We start from the raw sequence: 16,923 nt of genomic DNA on the forward strand, positions 1-16,923 counted from the left end.
ATTCGACCTTAAGCGACCTCCCGCATGATTCCCTCGCGCTTGGGGGAATGAGCATGCGGTTGCGGCTGAAGGCGGACGGACGGGTCGTTGAGTTGCGGGATGGGCAGGAGCTTCCAGTTCAGCCGTTTTCCGTCCAGCCGGTCCAGTCTGCGGTCGAGACTCCGCCGGCGGAAGCCGGCGCACTCGGGGTGCGCGATTTGCGCCGGCGCGCCTGTCTGACCCAGATGGAGTTTGCCGCCAAGCTTGGCGTGCCCGTCGAGACCATCCGCAATTGGGAGCAGGGCAAGCGCGCTCCGCGCGGACCCGCCCGCGCGCTGCTGGCCGTGATCGCGCATGCGCCTGACACGGTCTTCCAGGCGCTCGCCAAAGCCTGACGTCAGCATTGCGGCTGAAGATACGCATCCACAGCCAGTCTCGTCCGTTGCACTCTGGCGGACCAGGTCCATAATGACGGCGTTGACGACTCCCGGGGCTGCCGCAACAGAGAGGATTCCTCATGCTGTTCGTCGAGGCCAATGGCGCGAAAATCCCGGCGATCGGGCTCGGGACCTGGGAGCTGAGCGGCCGGACCTGCGCCCGCGTGGTCGAGCAGGCGCTGCGGCTCGGCTACCGTCATATCGATACCGCCCAGGTCTATGACAATGAGCGCGAGGTCGGCGACGGATTGCGCGCCTCCGGCGTGCGCCGCGACGACGTCTTTGTCACCACCAAGGTCTGGACCAACCATTTCGCGCCCCACGATCTCGAACGGTCGATCAAGGAGAGCCTGGTGCACTTGAGGCTTCCCCAGGTCGACCTCGTACTGTTGCACTGGCCGAATCCGCACGTACCGCTTGAGGAGACGATGGGCGCACTGGCGCATGCCAAGCGCATGGGCCTCACGCGCCACATCGGCGTCTCCAATTTCACGGTGGCGTTGATCGAGCAGGCGGTCGCCCTGTCAAGCGAGCCGCTGGTCTGCAACCAGGTCGAATATCATCCCTATCTCGACCAGGCGAAGGTGAGGGCGGCCTGCGACCGGCACGGGATGGCGCTCGTTGCCTACAGCCCGATCGCCAAGGGCCGCATCAAGTCCGACCAGACGCTCGTGGACATCGGCCACGCCCATCGCAAGACGCCGGCGCAGATCTGCCTGCGCTGGCTCGTGCAACAGAATGTCGCTGCCATTCCCAGAACCTCGCGTGTCGAACGTCTGTCGGAAAACATCGAGATCTTCGATTTCGAGCTCTCGGATGACGAGATGGCGGCGATCGCCGCACTGGCCAGTCCCAGGGGGCGCCTGACCGATTTCGGCTTCGCGCCGAAATGGGATTGAGGGGGAAGTTGGGTATGCTAGGAGCAGGGCGGCAACCCAAGATCGGGCGATGGAACTGCGGAAGATCATCCGGACGGACATTGCGGCGTCGGCGATCGCGCATCTGACGCTGGTCGCGCTGATCATCGTGATCAGCGAGGTCCATCCATTTCATTCCGCGCCGCCCGAGACCGTTGCGGTCGACATCGTCACGCCGGAGCAGGTGAAGCAGGAAGAGGCCAAGGCGGAGGAAAAGGCCGAGGAAAAGGCCGAGGAAAAGGCCAAGGAGAAGCCGCCCGAGCCGCTCCCTGACCTGAAGCTGCCGAAGCTCGACTTCACCGATAAGGACAAGCCGGACACATCGCATAAGCCTGCGGCCAAGGAGAAGGCGCCGCCTCAGCAGAAGCAGGCCTCGCGCGAGACGCAACAGAAGCAACCACAGCCTCCGCCGTCGCAGGCGGCAAAGCAGGAAGAGGCCTATGCGCAGCCGCAACCTCAGCAATCTCAGATGCAGCAGCCGCCGCCCGCAATGTCGCAGCCGCAGGCCGCCCCTCCGGCCTATCAGCCACCCGAGCCCGATGTCACCATCAAGTATGGCGTGATGCTGGGCTTGCCGCCCGAACTGCCGCCCGCGCCGAAAGACGCCCCAAAGGATGATGGCGGCGATGCCAAGGATTCGATCGCCGCCAAGCTGCCGCCGGAGGTCGTTGCCGAGCTTCGGCGTCACCTCAGAAGCTGTTCGAAACTGCCCGCGGGCGTCGCGCCGACCGATGCCGTTCGCATCAGGCTGCGCGTGGTGATGGCCACCGACGGCACGCTGGCGCGCGAGCCGATCCTGATTGAGGCGCCGCCGTCGGCGAAGGGCGTGGCCATCGTGAAATCAGCGATAAGCGCGACGCAAGCCTGCCAGCCCTACAAGATGTTGCCCGTCGACAAGTACGAGGAATGGAAGGTGATGGACCTTTCGTTCACGCCGCGGGATTTCGGCTCGTAGTCGTCGCGTGCGGCACCTCCGGCGCCATTGCGGCCCATGCACTGGACGCGAACTGCCGCCGCCATGTCACGACCACTACCGCGGCCGTGGTCACGAACAGCACCCAGGGACTGACGAACCAGCCGAGATAGCCGAGTGCGAAGAAGAAGGCGCGCTGGCCGCGGTTGAAATGGCGGCCGGCGGATTCGAACACGCGTGTGGTGCGCACGACATGGGCCTCGGCCTCCGGCGTGTCGCGCTGCGAGGCCGGCGGCATGCCGCCGTAGAGGATGGCGACATAGTTGAACAGCCGATAGGCCCAGGCGAATTTGAAGAAGGCGTAGACGCAGATCAGCACGAGGCCGACGCATTTCAGCTCCCACATTGCCGGCGAGGTGCTGAGATCGATCGGCAGCTTGCCCAGGATCGTGATGGCATCGTTGGTGGCGTGCAGCAGCGCGAGCGTGCCGCCGAGCGCGAACAGGCTGGTGGAGGCGAAGAAGGCGGTGCCGTTCTGGAGCGAGGCCATGATCTGCATGTCGACCATGCGGGCCTCGCGGTCGAGCAGGCGGCGCACCCAGACCTCGCGGTAGCGATTCATCCGGGCCGACAGGCTGTCGCTGCCATAGGCGGAATGCTCGAGAGTTACGGCATAGACCAGCCACTCGATAATGAAGAAGCCGACGGCGGTGATGTCGACCCAATGCCTGCTCATGTCACTCTCCTCGCGAGCCATCACGATTGCCATGCATGGTGGGGGGCGGCAACGATTGATTGGCGGCGGACGATGGCGTTAAAAGCAGCCGCACAGACGGACTTATGGAAGGACCACGGACATGGCAGCGCTCAAGCTCGCAATCGGTAACAAGAACTACTCGTCATGGTCGATGCGGCCCTGGCTTGCGCTGCGCGCCAACGACATCCCGTTCGTGGAGACCGTGATCCCGCTCTACACCGACGATCCCGCGGACAAGGAGCAGATTCTGTCCTTTAGCCGCGCCGGCAAGGTACCGGTGCTGGTCGACGGCGACATCACGGTGTGGGATTCGCTGGCGATCATCGAGTACATCGCCGAGCGCTATCCGGAGAAGAAGCTGTGGCCCGACGACGTTGCCGCGCGCGCGTTTGCCCGTTCGGTGTGCGCCGAGATGCATTCCGGCTTCATGGCCCTGCGCAGCGAATGCGGCATGAACCTGCACCGTCCGGTGCGGCCCGTGACGCTGTCGGCGGACGCCAAGGCCAATGTCGCGCGCGTGCAGGAGATCTGGCGCACATGTCTGACCCGCTACGGCGCCGGCGGGCCGTTCCTGTTCGGCCGCTTCGGCGCGGCCGACGCGATGTACGCCCCGGTGGTGCATCGCTTCCGCACCTACGCCATCGAAGTCACGCCGGAGACCAAGGCCTATATGGATACGATGATGGCGATGCCGGCGTTCCAGGAATGGACCCGCGACGGTCTCGCCGAAACACTTGTCATCGAAAAGTTCGAGAACGTGTAGCCGAGAATGTGAATGGGCGCCGCTTGACGGCGTGCCGATCGGCGGCGCTCAATCATAGGGAACAACGAAAGAGGGGACGGCCATGGGAATTCTGGACTCGCTGGAAACAATCCCGCACTGCGCAGCGCGCTTGGCCAGCTCGGCGCCGCCGTCCTGCCGGCCGTGCTGAGCGAGGTGATGGGCAGCAACAACCAGGGCGGCTTGGGCGCGATCGTCGCCAAGCTCCAGCAGGCGGGCCTCGGTGACCAGGTGAAGTCCTGGCTCGGCAATGGCCAGAACATGTCGATCTCGGCCGACCAGCTCCGCGCCGTGCTCGGCAACGACACCGTCCGCCAGCTCGCGGCGCGCTACAACATCCCGGTCGACGAGCTCGGCGAGATCCTGGCCCAGGAGCTGCCCAAGGCCGTGGACCAGGCAAGCCCGAACGGCCATCTGCCCCACGGCGCCTGAGAGGACCGCTTCCGGCGGTATCATCGGCCGCCGTTCGCCGGCTATCATCTTGAAAACACTGCGGGTTTGGCGTATTTGCCATGCCGGCATACTGCTGGCCAAAACGCCGCAGCGCGTGCTATAGGTCACACCGGGTTTTCAGCCGGTCCGTCGCAGTGGGACCTTGGGCACGGCCGGCGCTGTTTGAGTGATGGAGATGGGCGTTGAAGCATAAATTCCCCGTGGGAACGCGCGTATTGTTCACTGCTAGCAACGTCGCGCGCCCGGCTGCGAGTGGTTCCTACGAGATCATTCGCCTGCTGCCGACGGAAGGCGACGACTGCCAGTATCGGATCAAGAGCTCCACTGAGGCTTTCGAACGGGTCGCCAAGGAAAGCCAGCTCGCGCTCTCGTAATGCGCTGGCGCTCGCCACGCATTGACATCGCGGACGAATTTGCGCCGCTCGCCGTCAAAAGGCCCGCTTCGCCTCGGCAAGGTGGGCCGGGGGCAGTTGCCGACTCGCGGTGCTCGCTTGACCATCAGCTCTTTGCTCGCGTGAGGGGACATCGCGCATGAACTGGGCATGGGCCTCGTCGCTCGACCAAATCTGGCGCTCGCCATCCTTCCCGATGTGGATGACCCTGGCAGCCGCCGGCTTCTTCGGGTTGATCATGCTGATCACGCTGTTGCGCGCCGAGAAATCGGTCGCCAACGGCGCGCTGACTGTCATCACGCTGCTCTCGATCGGTATCGCGGTGGCCGCCACTATGCGCATCTATGGGCCAGTGGGGCAGGCGGCGCCGACCGAAGCCCGCACGCAAGCCACGGTGACCGCGACCCTCCCGGCGCTGGCCTGCCTCGACGACCTCGCCGGCGATGCCGTGGCCACCGGCTGTGAGAAGGCGCTGTTCGGCGCGCCTGACACGGCGGCCGCCGCCGTCGCCTATACGGCGGCCCGGATCGATCGGCTGACCGCGCTCGGCGATGCCCCGACCGCCGACAAAAGCCTGACGCTCGACACGAAGGTGCTGCGCAAGGCGCTGGAGCGTGATCGCTTCGGCCTCGTGGCGCAGGTGCTGGTCGCGCGCGACGGCTGCACCCAGTTCGATTGCGCCGCGTTCCGCTCGCTGACGGACCAGCAGCAGGTCGCTGCCAACATGGATTCCCATCTTTACGATCAGATGGTCGCGCGCTACGCGCCGACTTGGAATTCGCCCGCAGCAGCGCCCGGAGCGCTGCCGCCCAACCCGATCGCGGCGCTGCCGCCATCGATGCCCACGGGCAAGCCGACCAATGCCGAGTTCCCGAGCGCCTCGTCGACCCCGCCGGTGAGCATCATGAGTCCGGAGCCGCCGACGGCGGCCACGCGCCAGCCGCCGCCCGCCAATGCGGCGGCAACACCGGCTGCGGCCCAACGTGCTCCGGCTGCGGCCTCGGCCCAGGCGGCCGCGCCCGCGGCACCGGCCGCGAGGAGGCCGTCCGCGCCGAAGGCCGCGCGAGCACCGGCCGCCGCACCGGTTCCGCTCGCACCGCCGCCGGGCGCGGCTCCCGCGGCTGCGGATAACGACTAGTTCGGCTTTGAAAACCCGGGCATGGCCCGCTAATGCTGGGTTATGCCACTCCATCTGATCAAGCTTGCCGTCGGCTGCGACTCCGTCAAGGAATTGAAGGGGTGGGTCGCCGAACGGATGCAGACGGCCAAGAAAAAGGGCCTGCCGCAACACCACATCCATATCACCCGCATGGTGCCGAAGCGCGACGCCGAAATTCTCGCCGGCGGATCGCTCTATTGGGTCATCAAGGGCGAGATCGCCGCGCGTGAAAAGATCATCGGCATCGAGCCATTCCGCGACAAGGACGGCATCGGACGCTGCCGGATCGTGATGCAGCCGAAGGTGGTCTCGGTGTCGCCGCGACCGATGCGCCCGTTCCAGGGCTGGCGTTATCTCACCGACGATTCCGTGCCGCCCGATCTCGGCAAGTCGGCCGCAGGCACCATCGCGGCGATGCCTGAGCCGATGCGGCGCGAACTGCGCGATCTCGGATTGCTCTGAGCATGGTCCGGAAAAGTGCGCGGCGGTTTTCCGGAAAGATCATGCTCCAACAATAACCTGAAGCGCGATGCCGTCATCGCGCTTCAAACCGCGATATTGTCGATCAACCGCGTCGTGCCGAGCCTGGCGGCGACCAGGATCCGCAGCGGCCCGTCCTTGCGCGAGGTGACGGGCGCCAGCGTCTCGGCATGGCGGAGCTCGAAATAGTCGAGCGCAAAGCCGGCCGTCGCGACCATCTCGGCGCCGCGCGCCATCGCGCTCGCGATGGCTTCGCCGGCCCGGATCCGTCCGGCGCTGTCGGTCATGGCCCGATAGAGCACGGTGGCGGTCTGGCGTTCCGTAGGCGAGAGATAGACGTTGCGGGAGGACATCGCGAGCCCGTCGCGCTCTCGGACGGTACGGGAGCCGATCACCTTCACGCCGAGGTCGAGGTCGCGCGTCATCTGCGTCACCACGCGCAATTGTTGAAAGTCCTTCTCGCCGAAGATCGCGACGTCAGGCCGGCATTGTGTGAACAGCTTGCCGACGACGGTGGCGACGCCGCCGAAGAAGTGCGGGCGGAAGCGGTCTTCGAGCCCGGCCAGTGCCGGCCCCTCCGGGACGATACGCGTCGCAAAGCCCTCCGGATACATCGCCTCGACGCCGGGGTGCCAGACGATGTCGACATCCTCGGCCGCAAGCTTGGCGATGTCGGATTTCCAGGTCCGCGGATAGGCGCCGAAATCCTCTGATGGCGAAAACTGGGTCGGGTTCACGAAGATCGACACGACGACGCGGCTCGCGCGCCGCTTGGCGAGGCGCACCAGCGACACATGCCCGTCATGGAGCGCCCCCATGGTCGGCACCAGCGCGACCGTGGCCTTTCGCTTGCGAAGATTGTCGACGGCGCGTCGCAGGGCGGGCACCGTGCGGGTGATCAGGGGGCTTGGTGACATCAGAACTCGGAATGGTTGGGGGTGGGCGCCGCCAGCCGCGCAGCCGGCTAACCTTAACAAGCGCCGGTCGTGGACGCCATGCATCGACATCGGGCACAGCATTCCCTGCAGCGAGGATGTCGCGTCGTTGTGGGCTGGATCACAGACGAAAGGCCGCGACGCGATTCATGATGACCATCATCGCACTGTGATTTCGTTATCCTGTCACGCATTTCACTTGACCGCAGACGCGGCCAACTCGAAGATATTGTTTAAGGGGTGTTGAGGATCGCCATGCTTGTGCAGGCTAGCCAAAGCCAATCCGGCTCGGCGCACGTCGTTGTGCTCGGCAATGAGAAGGGCGGCTCCGGCAAATCGACCACCGCCCTGCACATCGCGGTTGCGCTCCTGAAGGCTGGTCAGCGCGTCGCCACCATCGACCTCGACTGCCGCCAGCAAAGCTTCACCCGCTACATCAACAACCGTTCTGCCTGGGCGCGCCGCACCAAGCTCGACCTCGAGTTGCCGGTGCATCGCTGCATCAAGCTCGGCGAAACCATGCTGATCGCCGAGAACGAGAATTCCGAGTTCCAGCAGTTCATGGAGGCGGTCTCGGCGGTCGAGAGCAGTTTCGACTTCATCGTCATCGATACGCCCGGCACCGACAGCTATTTGATGCGGCTGGCCCATTCGATGGCGGACACGCTGGTCACGCCGATCAACGACAGCTTCCTCGATTTCGACGTGCTCGGTACCGTCGATCCCACCAATTACGCGGTAACGGGAGAAAGCCATTACGCCGAAATGGTGCGCGATGTCAGGCGCAAGCGTCGTCAACTCGACGGCTCGACCACCGACTGGATCGTGGTGCGCAATCGCCTGTCGATGCTCGGCTCTCGCAACAAGCAGCTCGTCGCCGATGGGCTGAAGGACTTATCGCTGCGGCTCGGCTTCCGCTACGTCGATGGCTTCGCCGAACGTGTCGTCTATCGCGAGTTCTTCCCGCGTGGCCTCACGGCACTCGACGAGATCGACGAGGCCACGCTCGGGATGCGGCCCAATCTTGGCCATCTCACCGCGCGGGAGGAGGTGACGAGCCTGCTGCGCCAGCTCAAGCTGCCGCTCGACGAGCGCGGCCGCCGCCGTGCGGCAAATCGCGCCGAGTGGTTCAGCCAGGTGGACAAGCCGCTCGAGGTCCACGACATCCTCGGCGCCTAGGCACGGTACGCTGTTACTTCCCGGTCGATCATGACATCGGTTCCCGCCGGAACAGATCTCGCCTGCAGTTGTTTTCACCGGGCATTCACCGTGAAATTGAACCCGATCGTGACGGGTTGCGTCGGATGATCATCTGTACCCGGAGGTAGCGGTATCAGAACGCGGTGCCCACCAAACGTGTGCATCGCACAATGAAAGGGCTGTCAGTTCACAATATTTGGCCTTCCTGTCACGCGCCTGTGACATATATTGGGGAATAGGCGACCAGGGGCCGAAGAGCTCCGGAAGAAACACGATTTTCAACAGGGATCAGGTCGCACGGCCTGAGGCTGAGGACGAAAATGAAGCGTGGAATTGCCGTTCTGGTTTGTGTGGGAGCCCTCTTCAGTGTCGCCTATTTCACGGCGAGCAAGTGGGCCATCAAGCACGAGACCATCACCTTCTACGACCCTTCGCGCGATAATCGTCCCGTGCCTGTCGACATCGCGATCCGTCGCGACAAGGAAATGCAGGCTAATGCCGGCATGATCACGCTTCCGGTTGCGGTGATCAATCACGGCAACACCGTCAAGAACACCGAGTACGGCTTTCTCGCCAACATCTTCGCTGCGCGTGGCTACCTGGTCGTAAGCCCGCAGCATGATTTGCCGACCGATCCGCCGATGGTGACCAAGCCTGGCGAGCTCTATGTCGGCCGCCTGCCGCAGATTCTGCGCGGCGTCGCCAATATCCATCTGGCGATGCAGGAGATGAAGAAGGTTCAGCCCAACGCTGACTACACCAGGGTGACGATGGTTGGCCATTCCATGGGCGGCGACATCACTATGTATTTCGCCAAGCAATATCCGGACGAGGTCAAGAAGGTCGTGACGCTGGACAATCTCCGCGTGCCCTTCGTCACCGCTGGTAAATTCAAGATTCTTTCGTTCCGCTCTCACGATCCGCAGTTCAAGACTGATCCGGGCGTGCTCCCGACCGACGAGGAGTGCGAGAAGGCCGGTATCCAGGTCGTGAAGACCGACTTCCAGCACAACGACATGCGCGACACAGGTCCGGACGACGCCAAGAACTCGATCCAGGGCATGCTTGATAAATTCTTGAGCGACACCGACAGCGCAATTGCGCCGGTCGACACCCGTTCGGCTCCGCCCAAGATCCTGGAGCCGGGTCCGGTGGCTCTGATGGCGCCCGCCAAGAGCTAATCCGAGAAGAGCTGATCGAAGCAAGTCTCAAAGCCTCCGCCGGCTCCCGCCTGCGGAGGCTTTGCACATTGACCGGGCAGGGCACGCCATCCACATTGGTGGCCTGAGACCCGATGTGACGATGGATGCCCGACGACCCCACCAAACCCCGCCAGAGCGATGCCGTGTCGGCGCGAGCCGAGAGCGACGGCGTGCTGCCGCAGGCAAAGAGCTCGACCTCCGAGGATGTCGCCGCCTTCGTTGCCAAGGCGCGGGCATTGTCTCCGCATGCACCGGGTGCGAAGGGCCGCTTGATCTTCGCACTGGATGCGACGATGAGCCGGCAGCCGACCTGGGACATGGCCTGCGCGCTTCAGGCCGACATGTTTCGCGAGGCTGCTGCGCTTGGCAGCCTCGACATCCGACTGGTCTACTATCGCGGCTACAATGAATGCCGCGCGACGGGCTGGATTTCCGACAGCAGCAAGCTGGCGACGCTGATGAGCAAGATCGATTGTCGCGGCGGCGACACCCAGATCGGCAGAGTGCTGACCGACGCGCGGCGCGAGGCGGTTACATCAGGTGTGCGTGCTGTCGTCTTCGTCGGCGACGCAATGGAGGAGAAGGTCGACGCGCTCTGCGCCAAGGCCGGCGAGCTCGGCATGCTGAAGGTGCCGGTGTTCCTGTTTCAGGAAGGCCATGATGCAGTCGCCGAACAGGCGTTTCGCGAGATTGCGCGTCTGACCGGCGGTGCCTGGTGCCGGTTCGATCCGGGCGCGGCGGCACAGCTGCGCGAGCTGTTGAGGGCCGCTGCGGCCTACGCAGCTGGAGGCCGCGAGGCATTGCTGAGACTGGCTAAGACGGCGAGTGGCGCCGCGCAACTGATCGGACAAATGAAGTAACGCCTCACGCCGGCGCGGCCTGCGTCGGAGACGAAGCCGCAACGGGCGGCAGCAGGCGTCCCTGCACGATCAGGCGCAGCGTGCCGAGCATGATTAGTCCGACCACGAGGTTGGCGGCCGCGAACAGATAAGGCGCGAGCAGAGCGATCGCGCCGGTGTCGCCGTGCCCGACCACGCGGATTGGCGCGATCGCAAGCGCGGTGGCGCCGAAGGTGAAGCTCCAATAGGACACCGAGAACGGTTGCTCCATGATCCAGGGCAACAATCGAAGCAGCAGGAGCGCCATCATCAGCCCATAGCCGATGAGGATATGCGCGAACATGTCCGGGACACCGCCATTGATTGCGAGATAGGCGACCGCGCCGACCACGGGCGGCGCAAGTTGAATGCCGAGCGTCGGACGCAGCGCGACGGGAAGCGTCTCGACGGTATAGAGACGGTGCAGCAGCACGGATTCGATTGCGAACCAGGAGAACAGCGCCACGCCGAAGGCGAGCTGCCCCCAGTCGGGGTAGCCGAGCGCCGCTGAGACGCCGGCGGTGACGAAGCCGCCCGCAACGGTTGGCAAATAGAGGACCGGCGTTGTCGCGGTGTGATCGCGGTTGCCGCGCCACAGCAGTCCCGTCCGCCACAGTGCGAAACCGAGCGTAAACGCTCCGCCGAGCCCGAACAGGATCATGGCGGCATGGTGCGAATAGGGCGCAGCAGCGAGCGCGATCAGCATGGTGGAGACGCCGGCGAGGCCGATGAAGCAGCACTGGACCGGGTGATGCGCTTCACTGACCGACTCGGCGCGTGCAAAAATCCAGCGCAGCACGAACAGCCCAATCAGAACCGCCCAGACGATCGAGGCGACGGCGAGAATGATTTCGCCGATGATCGCCGGCAACTGCCAAACCTGGTGTGCGGCACGCCATGCATTGCCGAGACCCGCAAGGCCCAGGACGATACCGAAGAAGGCGGCCGGCACGATCGGTGGCTTGAATCCCTCGCTCATCGTCTTCCCCAAAGCCCCCTCATCATTTCCTGGGTGGTGATGCGACCTTCGCTGCTTCCGAGTGCGCCGGAATGATGGGGGCAACTGCTTATGGCAACAGAACAGCTTTTGTCACCGTCCGAACGTGGACGGAGGGAAGGACATCATGCTTTTTGACAAGAGGGCGACTATATTCCCACCATGACTCTGATCGCCGGCCTCGTCGCTGTTATCACGCTCTATCTGCTGCTCCAGATGTTCCGCGCCGCCAATCCGGCCGTGCTTGCGCGCGCCATCAAGGTCGGGGGCGGCGTGGTGGCGCTCGCAGTGGCCGCCTTCACCGGCCTGCGGGGCGAACTGGCGGTGGCGATCCCGCTCGGACTATTCGGGGCTGGTTTGCTCGGCTGGACGCCGCTCGCGAATGCAGGCTTTGGCAATGTCCGGGGCCTGTTCAGGGGTGGCGCATCGCGCTCATCCGGTCAGACCTCGCGCGTGCGATCACAATTCCTGGATATGCGGCTCGATCATGATTCCGGCGAGCTCTCGGGCCAGATCGTCGCCGGGCCTCACGCCGGGCGCGGTCTTGAAGAGTTCGATCTTGCAAGTTTGCTGGCGATGGTCCCGGCGTTCGATGCCGAGAGCGTGGCCTTACTTGAAAGCTATCTGGACCGCCGGTTTCCCGCCTGGCGTCAGAACGCGCAGGGCGACGCGGCAGGGGGGCAGCGCCGCGCGGCGGCGAGCGGCAAAATGACGGCGGAGGAAGCCTATCAGATCCTTGGCTTGCAGCCGGGAGCGGGGCGCGACGACATCAGCCGGGCGCACAAATCCCTCATGAAGAAACTGCATCCCGACCAGGGGGGCTCGACGTACCTCGCTGCCCGGGTAAACGAGGCCAAGGATACTCTGCTTCGTACGCATAACGGCTAACTCCGGCACCACGCCACAAACGCCCGTACCGCGTGAGTTCCGATTGCTCTGTTTGCCGTCGCCCCGATGCCCGCCATTGTCGGCGTGGTCGATCCCTTGAGCAAAGTTTTAACCGTAAATTCTTGACGAGAGGTTGTCGCGGAACAGCCTGCAGCGCCACCGCGTCCTCAAAAACAAAAATGCCCGCGCAAGGCGCGGGCATTTTGGCTTGGAAGTATCTGAGAGATCAGTTGCGGACGGTCATGCAGGAGATGTCGGCGCGCTTCAGCGTCTTGCACACCGCCTCGGCCTGATCCCGCTCGAGCCCGGCAAAGCGGGCGCGGTAGAGCTTGCGATTGTCCCTCGCGACGACCGGCTCGGTGAACGGATCGGCCCTGCTGAGTAGACCGCGGGCCGAGCTGCGAGCGGCTTCGATGCGCTGCTGGGCCTCGCTCTCGCTCTCGAGCGCGCCGACCTGCACGATCCAGCCGCTATGGGTGATGGCCGGCTTGGTGGCGCTCATCTGGATCGGCTGCGGGGACGGATCGGCGGAGGCAAGCTTGGCAACCGGTGCGGGCGCCGCAGCGGTGGCGGCCGGCAGCACGCCGAGAACGCCGTTGCCGGTGCCGAAGCCAGCAGGTTGCTGCGGCAGTTCGGCTCGGGCGGGCTCCGGCTTGTTGACCATGTCGGCCCTGGCGACGACGGCGCCGGACGTCTCGGCGATCTCACCGCGGGCCGGAATCGTGTTGGTGACCTGCGGGGCGACCTGTGTCGGGGCGGCGGAGGCGACCTTGACTGCGCCGGCCTTGACTTGAACCGTCTTCACCCGGACCGGCTTCATCGGCTCGGACGAACCCGGAATGAGGGCAAGCGGCTGGCTTGAGATCACGCCATTGGTGAGAGGTGCGGGCTCGATCTTGGACTCGGTGGGCCTGGCTTCAGGCTTGGGTTGAGCCGGCGGCATCGCTGCGGTCGCGGCTGCAAGCGTGGCGAGGCGGGAGGCCGGACGCGGCGCGGGGGCCTCGGGAGCAGGAGCGGCTGCGACCTGGACCGGCGGAACGGGCCGAGCCGGGGTCTCCGATGCATCGGCGACGTCGCTGCTGGCATCGGCACCGTTGCGCTCGGTCACTGCGGCAACCGTGTGGGTGGTTGCGCCCTTCTCGAGGTTCTCGGCGAGCAGATTGCGCATGATGGCGTCGCGCGAGCCGCCGCTGCGGCCGCCGAGCACCACGCCGATGAGGTGGCGGTTGCCACGGCGCATCGAGGTCACGAGATTGAAGCCGGAGGCGCGGGTGTAACCGGTCTTGATGCCGTCGACGCCCTCGACGCTGCCGAGCAGGTGATTGTGGTTGCGGATCTGCTCGCCACGCCAGGTGAACGAGGTGGTCGAGAAGTAGCGATAGTAGCGCGGGAAGCGCTCCTGGATGGCGCGGCCGAGCGTCGCCTGGTCGCGCGCAGTGGTCACCTGCTCGTCGTTGGGTAGGCCATTGGCGTTGCGGTAAACCGTCCTGGACATGCCGAGTGCGCGCGCCTTGCGCGTCATCATCGCGGCGAAATCGTCCTCGTCGCCGCCGATCGCTTCAGCGATCACGACAGCGGCGTCATTGGCCGAGCGGGTGACGAGGCCCTTGATCGCGTCCTCGACGCGGATGGTCTGGCCGGCACGCAGGTTCAGCTTGGTCGGATCCTGGTCGGCGGCGTGCTGCGACACCGGCATCTCGGTGTCGAGCTTCATCTTGCCGGACTCCAGACGCTCGAACAGCAGATAGAGCGTCATGATCTTGGTGAGCGAAGCCGGATGGCGAATGCCATCGGGGCTGGTCGATTGCAGCACCGCACCGGAATTCCCGTCGACGATGATCGACGCGAATTGCGGACTGTAGCTCTCGGAGGCCTCGTGATGCACCCGGTGGTGCGCATAGTGCCGCCGGTAGCGCCGTGCGTCGGCTGCATCGGTCGTGAAGATGACGGCTGTGGTGACCGTGAGAAGCCCGAAAACGCCAACCCGCGCCAAGCGCGAGGAAGACCAGTTGCTACGAAGCATGGAACCCCGTCCCCGTTTGTGACTTGATCACCGGCTCGTGAGGCGAAATTGTGCCCTGCGGACCCGGGATCATTACCTGCTCAGGCTGTCCCTCCGCTGGTGTTCACTGCGGGGGACGTTGGGCCTGAGCCGCTGTTCTGGCTAAGGTGATGTTCTCAAACGGCTTTTGGCCGCCTGCGGAAGTGAACACGTCCAGGGAATCAGGGTAGGGTGCCGCGGTTTCCAAAAGCTTAAGAAAACCTTGCGGGAAAGCCCGGGAATTTCCGCAACTTGCGCCGAATTTTGTGCGTCGCACAAGATTCTTGACTTTTTTGTGCGTTGCACTATTTGTGGGCAGAGTCAGGGAGCCGGGGCTTCCGGACGCGAGCCAGGGAAAAGGATTCCAAGATGTTCAAGGTTGAAGACTTTCAGAACTACGGGAAAGAGCATTTCGAGACCTGCGTTGCCTCCGCGAGCTCGGTGCAGCACGGCCTCCAGGCGATCGCCAGCGCGTATGGCGACTACACCAAGAAGTCGTTCGAAGACACCAAGTCGTTCGTCGAGAAGCTTTCCGGCGTGAAGTCGCTGGACAAGGCGCTCGAAGCCCAGACCGATTTCGCCCGTTCCGCCTACGAGACCTTCGTCGCGGAATCGCAGAAGATCGCCGGCCTCTACAGCGACCTCGCCAAGCAGGCGTTCAAGCCGGTTGAGACGGTCGTGTCGAAGTTCACCCCGGCGGCCCAGTAAGTTTCTGAACTGATGAAATCACAAAGCCCGGCTGCATCAGCCGGGCCTTTTTCGTTTGCGCAAGGCTCTGGTCAGCGTGCCACGCGCAGCTTCGACAGCGACGTGCCGATGCTCTGGAACACCGAGACGGTCTGGCTTGCCGAGCGGACCAGGTAAAACTTGTCGGTGCTGCTGGCGCAATATTGCAGCACGCCTGAGGTCGGATCGCCGCCGGTATTGACCTGCACCGTGTAGATCGTGATGTTCGCGGCCTTGGCATTGTCGCACAGCTTCATCTGCCGCGCGTCGATCTGCGAGGCGTTGCTGTACCAGCGGTTCTGCGTGTTGAGCCCGTCGTACAGCAGGACGATGGCGTCCTTGTAGGTATAGTTCGAATCCTTGGCGGGCGCATTCGTGGGATCGCCCGTGGACAATGTCGTCCAGCCCCAGGCGAGACCAATGCCCTGGTTGGTGTTGCCGGTCGGCTTCATGTTGTCGATCACCGTCTTGAGCGAGGACCAGTTGTAGCTCAGCGGCACGATCGGCTGCAGATAGGCTGAGCTGCCCGTGGTGCAATAGGAATATTGGTCGGCCGGAAAGAGCGTCGCGGAATTGCCGTTCGTCGGCGTCGTGTTCTTGATGTCATAGTCCTGGTCGCGGTCCACCACGCACCCGGTCCACGTATTGTGATTGGCCGGTGTCCAGGTCTTGCTGTTGTTCACGCATGAAGATTGGTTCGTATAGCGCGAGCTGCTGCAGCTCCCGTTCGCGGCATCCCAGTCGGTGAAATCTATCCAGTGCTTGCTGTAATTGCCGGCGCCGACATTGACGTCCTTGGCGAACGGGACGATCGAGATGTAGATGTCGCCGTCGGCCTTGGCGAGCGCGCTGAGCTGATCGATCAGGTTCTTCGCGGCGGTCTGCATTGCCGGCATCTTGCCGGCGTCGGCCATGGATCCCGTATTGTCGAGCACCATCGCCACGCGCATCCGCACCGTTCCCCAGGCGCTGGTCAATGAGGCATTGATGCCAAGCTTCGGGAAGCCGGCGATCTTCATGAAGGTGGTCGTGAAATCGCCGTCACCAGTGAGCTGGATGGTCGAACCCGCGGATGTGCTCGCGGTATAGGTCGCGGTGACCGTGACGCTCGGCAGCGCGGACTTGTCGGTGAACAGCGCGTTGAAATAGGTCGTGGCCTTCGTGCTGATCTGCGATGTGGCGATGGCGCCGGACGACAGGTCCTTGGAGAGCATGAGGGCGGCAGAGTCGAGCGCTGCCTGCGTCGAGGTGCGGGCTTTGACCGCGCGGCTATAGTCGACCGCCGCACCGACGAAGCTCAGGACCGGAACGAGCGCTATGGCAAAGATCACGGCATAATTGCTTGCTCAGCCCGGGCGAAACGGGCGAGCTGCCGTCCAAGGCGGCTGACAACGGGCCGGCGCAACATGACAACCCCGACATGTGTGGTTTGCCGGATTTCGCGCCACAGCGTTGAACGAGGGGTAAATCAGACCGTAGAAACCCGGAGGAATGGCCGTGCCAAAGCGTCGCGGTCAGGTTCCTGATCAGCATGTTCTGAGCAGGCCGGCCGGAAGTTTTTGTCAAACCGGTCCGGATTGACTAACCTTGCGCAGGATCGCCCGGACCGGGAATCGGGGCGCCGCGGTCGCATCGGCCGAGCCGTTGCATGCTTGCGGCGAGCCGGGGGCGGGCCCATATTGCCTGCAATCGATCCGGCTCGACCGGACCGGTTGGAAGCGGCGATCCGACAAGGCGGCGCGCCGGCGCGAGACCCACGCGTGTGGGCGGCGCGGCGGACCGTCAGAC

Annotated in this window: 17 protein-coding genes and 1 pseudogene; 13 read left to right on the plus strand and 5 right to left on the minus strand. The window is 64.3% G+C overall.

Translation table 11 applies throughout. The annotated features are described in order from the left end of the window. The first annotated feature begins 47 nt into the window (after positions 1-47). From L6637_RS33905 to L6637_RS33915, 3 genes are all read left to right on the plus strand, one after another. On the plus strand, positions 48-374 hold the full coding sequence (locus L6637_RS33905) for a helix-turn-helix domain-containing protein (RefSeq protein WP_237861588.1): 327 nt from the start codon (positions 48-50) through the stop codon (positions 372-374). Positions 375-496: 122 nt separating this feature from the next. Continuing rightward, positions 497-1,315 carry an aldo/keto reductase gene (locus L6637_RS33910; protein ID WP_237873342.1) on the plus strand — a complete coding sequence of 273 codons (819 nt, stop codon included), beginning with the start codon at positions 497-499 and terminating at the stop codon, positions 1,313-1,315. Between the two features lie 49 nt (positions 1,316-1,364). Beyond that, positions 1,365-2,288 carry a hypothetical protein gene (locus L6637_RS33915; RefSeq protein WP_237873344.1) on the plus strand — a complete coding sequence of 308 codons (924 nt, stop codon included), beginning with the start codon at positions 1,365-1,367 and terminating at the stop codon, positions 2,286-2,288. On the opposite strand, the gene L6637_RS33920 is transcribed toward L6637_RS33915, so the two are convergent. Further along, a complete protein-coding gene (locus L6637_RS33920) occupies positions 2,263-2,982 on the minus strand; it encodes a DUF599 domain-containing protein (protein WP_237861591.1) in 720 nt (239 codons plus the stop codon). The two genes, L6637_RS33915 and L6637_RS33920, sit on opposite strands and share 26 nt — an antisense overlap. 121 nt (positions 2,983-3,103) lie before the next feature. Between L6637_RS33920 and L6637_RS33925 the strand changes: the two genes are divergently transcribed. The 5 genes and pseudogenes from L6637_RS33925 to L6637_RS33945 all read left to right on the plus strand — a co-directional run bounded on the left by L6637_RS33925 (position 3,104) and on the right by L6637_RS33945 (position 6,250). Continuing rightward, entirely contained in the window at positions 3,104-3,766 is a 663-nt protein-coding gene (locus L6637_RS33925) for a glutathione S-transferase family protein (protein WP_237861592.1), read from the plus strand. A gap of 82 nt (positions 3,767-3,848) precedes the next feature. After that, positions 3,849-4,216, plus strand: a pseudogene (locus tag L6637_RS33930) (YidB family protein). A gap of 203 nt (positions 4,217-4,419) precedes the next feature. After that, on the plus strand, positions 4,420-4,611 hold the full coding sequence (locus L6637_RS33935) for a hypothetical protein (protein WP_027548146.1): 192 nt from the start codon (positions 4,420-4,422) through the stop codon (positions 4,609-4,611). A gap of 157 nt (positions 4,612-4,768) precedes the next feature. Next, a complete protein-coding gene (locus L6637_RS33940) occupies positions 4,769-5,767 on the plus strand; it encodes a hypothetical protein (RefSeq protein WP_237873345.1) in 999 nt (332 codons plus the stop codon). A 42-nt stretch (positions 5,768-5,809) separates the two neighbouring features. Then, entirely contained in the window at positions 5,810-6,250 is a 441-nt protein-coding gene (locus L6637_RS33945; protein ID WP_237861595.1) for a DUF1489 family protein, read from the plus strand. A gap of 83 nt (positions 6,251-6,333) precedes the next feature. On the opposite strand, the gene panC is transcribed toward L6637_RS33945, so the two are convergent. After that, a complete protein-coding gene (panC, locus tag L6637_RS33950; protein ID WP_237873346.1) occupies positions 6,334-7,185 on the minus strand; it encodes a pantoate--beta-alanine ligase in 852 nt (283 codons plus the stop codon). A 273-nt stretch (positions 7,186-7,458) separates the two neighbouring features. On the opposite strand from panC, the gene L6637_RS33955 reads away from it, so the two are divergent. From L6637_RS33955 to L6637_RS33965, 3 genes are all read left to right on the plus strand, one after another. Next, complete coding sequence (locus tag L6637_RS33955) at positions 7,459-8,382, plus strand: division plane positioning ATPase MipZ (RefSeq protein WP_237861598.1); 924 nt, start codon at positions 7,459-7,461, stop codon at positions 8,380-8,382. A 341-nt stretch (positions 8,383-8,723) separates the two neighbouring features. Beyond that, the gene (locus L6637_RS33960) at positions 8,724-9,584 is read left to right on the plus strand and encodes an alpha/beta fold hydrolase (RefSeq protein ID WP_237861599.1); all 861 of its coding nucleotides are present in this window, start codon (positions 8,724-8,726) and stop codon (positions 9,582-9,584) included. 125 nt (positions 9,585-9,709) lie between these two features. After that, the gene (locus L6637_RS33965; RefSeq protein ID WP_237873347.1) at positions 9,710-10,465 is read left to right on the plus strand and encodes a VWA domain-containing protein; all 756 of its coding nucleotides are present in this window, start codon (positions 9,710-9,712) and stop codon (positions 10,463-10,465) included. Between the two features lie 4 nt (positions 10,466-10,469). On the opposite strand, the gene tehA is transcribed toward L6637_RS33965, so the two are convergent. Next, on the minus strand, positions 10,470-11,462 hold the full coding sequence (gene tehA, locus L6637_RS33970) for a dicarboxylate transporter/tellurite-resistance protein TehA (protein WP_237873349.1): 993 nt from the start codon (positions 11,460-11,462) through the stop codon (positions 10,470-10,472). Between the two features lie 180 nt (positions 11,463-11,642). On the opposite strand from tehA, the gene L6637_RS33975 reads away from it, so the two are divergent. Beyond that, a complete protein-coding gene (locus tag L6637_RS33975; protein WP_237873351.1) occupies positions 11,643-12,368 on the plus strand; it encodes a DnaJ domain-containing protein in 726 nt (241 codons plus the stop codon). Positions 12,369-12,594: 226 nt separating this feature from the next. Here L6637_RS33975 and L6637_RS33980 read toward each other — a convergent pair whose 3' ends face one another. Further along, positions 12,595-14,391, minus strand: a complete 1,797-nt coding sequence (locus L6637_RS33980; protein ID WP_237873352.1) for a serine hydrolase — start codon at positions 14,389-14,391, stop codon at positions 12,595-12,597. 387 nt (positions 14,392-14,778) lie between these two features. Between L6637_RS33980 and L6637_RS33985 the strand changes: the two genes are divergently transcribed. Further along, positions 14,779-15,117, plus strand: coding sequence for a phasin family protein (locus tag L6637_RS33985; RefSeq protein WP_237861604.1), 339 nt, complete (start codon positions 14,779-14,781; stop codon positions 15,115-15,117). Between the two features lie 71 nt (positions 15,118-15,188). Here the strand turns inward: L6637_RS33985 and L6637_RS33990 are convergent, their stop codons facing one another. Continuing rightward, positions 15,189-16,466, minus strand: coding sequence for a pilus assembly protein TadG-related protein (locus L6637_RS33990; RefSeq protein ID WP_237873353.1), 1,278 nt, complete (start codon positions 16,464-16,466; stop codon positions 15,189-15,191). Positions 16,467-16,923 lie beyond the last annotated feature (457 nt).

Source organism: Bradyrhizobium zhengyangense (genome assembly GCF_022012435.1).
GTDB lineage: Bacteria > Pseudomonadota > Alphaproteobacteria > Rhizobiales > Xanthobacteraceae > Bradyrhizobium > Bradyrhizobium zhengyangense.